3 protein-coding genes are annotated in these 5,299 nt (G+C 63.7%); 1 reads left to right on the forward strand and 2 read right to left on the reverse strand.

Annotated elements, in window-relative coordinates:
* Positions 1–2,493 (reverse strand): DNA polymerase I (gene polA, locus C2U70_RS31645; protein WP_140982553.1); only part of this gene is annotated, 2,493 nt, incomplete at its 3' end.
* 192 nt (positions 2,494–2,685) lie between these two features.
* A complete protein-coding gene (locus C2U70_RS31650; RefSeq protein WP_140982554.1) occupies positions 2,686–3,753 on the reverse strand; it encodes an acyltransferase family protein in 1,068 nt (355 codons plus the stop codon).
* A 189-nt stretch (positions 3,754–3,942) separates the two neighbouring features.
* Here C2U70_RS31650 and C2U70_RS31655 point away from each other — a divergent pair, with 189 nt between their 5' ends.
* Complete coding sequence (locus C2U70_RS31655) at positions 3,943–5,259, forward strand: UDP-glucose dehydrogenase family protein (protein WP_140982555.1); 1,317 nt, start codon at positions 3,943–3,945, stop codon at positions 5,257–5,259.
* The last annotated feature ends 40 nt before the right edge of the window (positions 5,260–5,299 follow it).

Below are 5,299 nucleotides of genomic sequence, written 5' to 3' on the forward strand. Positions count from 1 at the left end.
CATCTCGGATGCCGTCATGGCGTGAATGTCTAGCCCGTCCTTGAATGCCTGCTTCAGCACGGGAATGTCGGCGATCTCGGCAAGCAGCCGCAGCTCGATCTGCGAATAGTCGGCCGACACCAGCTTGTGGCCCGGCGTCGCGATGAAGGCGCGGCGGATCTTTCTTCCGTCTTCGGTACGCACGGGAATGTTCTGCAGGTTCGGCTCATTCGACGACAGCCGGCCCGTGGTGGTCGCAGCCAGCGCGTAGGTGGTGTGGACGCGATGGGTCTGCGGATTGACGTAATTTGGCAACGCGTCGGTGTAGGTCGATTTGAGCTTGGAGACCTGGCGCCACTCCAGAATCTTCTTCGGGAGGTCGTGGCCCTGCTCGGCGAGATCGTCGAGCACCTGCGCGGTCGTGGACCACGCGCCGGTCTTGGTCTTGGTGCCGCCTGAAAGCCCCATCTTGCCGAACAGGATGTCGCCGATCTGCTTGGGACTGCCGACATTGATCGGCTCGCCCGCAACCTCCTGGATCTCGGCCTCGACCCGCGCTGCGGTCTGGGCGAACTCGCCTGACAGCCGCGACAGCACCTGGCGGTCGATCGAGATGCCGCGCCGCTCCATGCGCGCGAGCACACTTGTGAGCGGACGCTCCAGCGTCTCGTAGACGGTCGTCATGTGTTCCGCGACGAGACGCGGCTTGAGCACGTTCCAGAGACGCAGGATTACGTCGGCGCGTTCAGCCGCGTGCTCCGTCGCCTTGTCGATCGCGACCTGGTCGAATGTCAGCTTGTTCTTGCCGCTGCCGAGCAAGTCGCTGTCGGCGAGGACGGCGTGGCTGAGCCAGCGCTCGGCGAGCGATTCGATCGCGTGCGAGCCGCGGCCGGCATCCAGCACATAGGAGATCAATTGCGCGTCTTCGATGTTGCGCAGCGTGACGCGGGTCTGTGCCAGCAGCACGGCGGAAAACTTGACGTTGAAGCCGATCTTCAAGATGCCCGGCGATTCCAGGATCGGCCGCAGTGCCTCGATGGCCTGCTCATGCTTGAGCTGGTCCGGCGCAAGGCCAGCGTCGAACAGCCCGGCGCCCCCGCCGGCTTGCTTGTGCGCCAGGGGAATGTAGGCGGCATCGTTCGGGCCGAGCGCCAGCGAGATGCCGCAGATGTCGGCCTGCATCGGGTCTTCGGCGATCGCTTTGAGCTCGATCGCGGCATGACCGGCATCGTGGATGCGCGCAATCAGCGCCTTGAGCTGATCCGGTGTCTTGATGGTCTGGTATTTCGTGCGATCGATCCTTGCCTTCCGCGCGGCCTCTGCGCGCGCTTCGGCGAGCGAGATCGGCGCGCCCTTGAGGCTCGCGGATTTGTCGCCCTTGTCGCCGCCCTTTGCCACGGCAGGGCTCGCGAAGAGATCGCCGGAAGCGCCGGCGGTTTTGGCAGGAGTGTCGGCAGATGCAGCGCCGCCGCGCGCCTCGCTGCTGTTGGAGGCATCGGCCTCGACATTGGCCGGATCGATATGCGCATACTCGGCCACGCGGCGCGTCAGCGTCGTGAACTCCATCGCCTTCAAAAAGGCGATCAGCTTGCGCGCATCGGGCTCGTGGACGGCGAGATCGTCCAGCGGCACGTCAAGCTTCACCTTGTCGTCGAGCAGCACGAGCTGCCGCGAGATGCGGGCCTTCTCGGCGTTCTCGATCAGCGCCTCGCGCCGCTTCGGCTGCTTGATCTCGCCCGCGCGGAACAGGAGCTGTTCGAGATCGCCATATTCGACGATCAATTGCGCCGCGGTCTTGATGCCGATGCCGGGAACGCCGGGCACGTTGTCGGTGGAATCGCCGGCCAGCGCCTGCACCTCGACCACCTTCTCCGGCGGCACGCCGAACTTTTCGATCACCTCGGGGATGCCGATGCGGCGGTCCTTCATGGTGTCGTACATCGTGATCTTGTCGTTGACGAGCTGCATCAGGTCCTTGTCTGATGATACGATGGTCGTGGTGGCGCCGCGCTCGGTTGCCTGCCGTGCATAGGTCGCGATCAGATCGTCGGCCTCGAAGCCGCCCTGCTCCAGGCAGGGCAGGTCGAAAGCGCGCACGGCCTCGCGGATCAGCGCAAATTGCGGGATCAGATCGTCGGGCGCCGGCGGGCGGTGTGCCTTGTAATCAGGGTAGATCTTGTTGCGGAAGGTGACCTCGGATTTGTCGAACACGATCGCCAGATGCGTCGGCCGGTTGTCGGCGGGCATGTCGCGCAAGAGCTTCCACAGCATGTTGCAGAAGCCGAGCACGGCGTTGACCTGCAGCCCGTCGGACTTGCGGTTGAGCGGCGGCAGCGCGTGATAGGCGCGGAAAATGTAGCCGGAACCGTCAACCAGGAAGATGTGGTCGCCCTTGCCGGCTGCCTTGGCCGCGACGGGCGCTGCTTTGGCAGCAAGTTTGCTCTCGGTCGCCGCTTTGGTCGCAGCAACCTTGGTGTCAGCTTTGGCGGGGGTCTTCGGGGAGGTTTTTGGCATAGCCGCAATGTATGAATTTTTGCGGGGTTTGACAGCCTTGCGAGGGCGATTTTTGGGCTGATGGCGCAGCTTTCCCACTGTCATTCCCGCGAAAGCGGGGAATCCAGTACGCTGCGGCCTATTGGTTGATAATCGCCGTCTCTGGAATACTAGGTCGCCCCGTCGAGCCGGGCGACGACAGCGGAGAAAGCGCTACTCCGCCGCCTGCAACGCGCGCGCAGCCTTCTTCCGCGCAATCCAGAATGCATCCGGGCGCTCGAACAGGAAGTTGGCGCGCAGGCGCAACGCGGCCTGCCAGATCAACAGCGATCCGACGATGCCGGCGATGGTGACGATCAGCGAGACCATGCCGATGTCTGGAATGAGGTCGGTGCGCAGCAGGAAAGTGCGCGTGGCGGCCATCGGCAGGAAGAAGGCGAGATAGATCACGATCGAATGCTCGCCGCAGAAGCGCAGCACGTTCATCCACTGCGCGCGCGCCAGCAACGTTCCCATGGTGATGATGGCGCAGGCGCCGGCGAAGCCGAGCAGCAGCGAGACACCCTTCCATTCGCTCGCGCCAAGCGAGACTAGCGCGCCGTTGACGAGCGCCCATGCCGCGAGCCCGGCAAGCGCCAGGCGCGGATAGCTGCGCGCGCGATCGGCCAGCGCGAAGACGTAGTCGGCGAAGAGATAGCCGGAATAGAAATAGACGAAACGCGAGCAGAACTCGTCGATTGCGGTCCACCCGGTCGTGATGCGCGCCGTCTCCAGCAATGCCGCGACCAGCCAGATCGCGAGCGGTGGAAACCGGCGTGTCAGTTTTGTGACGACGAAGAACACCGGCAGCAGATAGATGAACCACAGCGTGCCGAACGGCTCGATGAAGGATTCGAGATAAAGCCAGCCGACCTCGCGCCAGCCCGTCTCCGCCGCCAGCCCATGCGCCTTGAAGCCGAACTGGATTGTCACCCAAACGACATAGAAATAAGCGAAATGCACCACCTTGCGGTCGAGATAAGTTCGCCAGTCGCGGTCGATCACGAGGGGCAGGAACAAGCCCGAAATGAGGAAGAAGTCCGGCATCCGGAACGGTTTTGCAAACGCCACCAGCCCATGCATGAAGCCGGTCTTGTCAGCGGCGAGCTCAACCCCCAGCACCGAATGCATCATCACGACCATGACGATGCAGATGCCCTTGGCATAGTCGACCCAGTCGACACGCGCGGCCGCCGAGGTTTTGGAACCTCCGCGCGCGGGCAATGTGCCGATTGGTGTCATGGTGTCCCTTTTCGAGGCGGTCGCCGCCCGGTTGTGGGGCAGTGTGAGGCCTTGCGGTTTACGCTTTCTTTACTGGTACAAATCGCATGCCGCTTTTCGATCTCCGGGCCTTCCCTCGGAGGCGGAAAATGCCTAAGACCGGCCTGAATCCGAGTTAGATTTTGTTAACCAAGACAGACAGGGTTTCTCATGCGCATTGCCATGATCGGCACGGGTTATGTGGGGCTGGTGTCCGGCGCCTGCTTTGCGGATTTCGGTCACGACGTCACCTGCGTCGACAAGGATGCCGGCAAGATCGCAGCGCTCCATAAGGGCGAGATCCCGATCTACGAGCCCGGGCTCGATGCGCTGGTCGCTGATAGTGTGAAGGCGAAGCGGCTCGACTTCACGACCGACCTCACCAAACCGGTGGCGGAAGCGGACGCCGTATTCATCGCCGTCGGCACGCCCTCGCGCCGTGGCGATGGTCACGCCGATCTCTCCTACGTCTATGCCGCCGCGCGCGAGATCGCGCAGTCGCTGTCGGGCTTCACCGTGGTCGTGACGAAGTCGACCGTGCCTGTCGGTACCGGCGACGAGGTTGAGCGCATCATCCGCGAGACCAACCCTGCGGCCGACGTCGTCGTCGCCTCCAACCCCGAGTTTCTGCGCGAGGGTGCGGCGATCCGCGATTTCAAATTCCCCGATCGCATCGTGGTCGGCACCGAGGACGAGCGCGGCCGCAAGGTGATGGGGGACATCTATCGCCCGCTGTCGCTGAACCAGGCGCCGCTGATGTTCACCGCGCGTCGCACTGCCGAGATGATCAAATACGCGGCGAACGCGTTCCTCGCCACCAAGATCACCTTCATCAACGAGATCGCGGATCTCTCCGAAAAGGTCGGCGCCAACGTCCAGGAGGTCGCCCGCGGCATCGGTCTCGACAACCGCATCGGCACGAAGTTTTTGCATGCTGGGCCCGGCTTTGGCGGCTCCTGCTTCCCGAAGGACACCAAGGCGCTGATCAAGATCGCGCAGGACTATGACGTGTCCTTGCGCATCGTCGAATCCGTGCTGGCCGTGAACGAGAACCGCAAGCGCGCGATGGCCCGCAAGGTCGCCCAGGCGCTCGGCGGCAGCTTGCGCGGCAAGACCATCGGCGTGCTCGGCCTCACCTTCAAGCCCGACACCGACGATATGCGCGATGCGCCGTCGATCCCGCTGGTCACCGGCCTGCTCGACATGGGCGCGAAGGTGAAGGCGTTCGATCCCGTGGGCATGGAGCAGGCGAAGGGTGAGCTGCCGAGCATCACCTATTGCGAGGATGCCTATGCCTGCGCCCAAGGCGCCGATGCGCTCGTCATCGTCACCGAATGGGTCCAGTTCCGCGCGCTCGACCTCGACCGACTGAAGGCGACCATGGCTCAGCCTGTCATCGTCGACCTCCGCAACATCTACCGTCCCGAGGACATGGCCGCCGCCGGCTTCGTCTATGAAAGCGTCGGGCGCCCGCCCGTGCAGGGCTAATTCGCCTCTGCACCAAGTAATTCCGTCATGGCCGGGCTTG

The sequence above is a fragment of the Bradyrhizobium guangdongense genome, from assembly GCF_006483445.1.
In the GTDB taxonomy this organism is placed as follows: Bacteria; Pseudomonadota; Alphaproteobacteria; order Rhizobiales; family Xanthobacteraceae; genus Bradyrhizobium; species Bradyrhizobium guangdongense_A.

Coding starts and splice junctions, on each gene's coding strand:
- C2U70_RS31650 (WP_140982554.1), bottom strand. CDS start 3,753: ATGACACCAATCGGCACATTGCCCGCGCGCGGAGGTTCCAAAACCTCG.
- C2U70_RS31655 (WP_140982555.1), top strand. CDS start 3,943: ATGCGCATTGCCATGATCGGCACGGGTTATGTGGGGCTGGTGTCCGGC.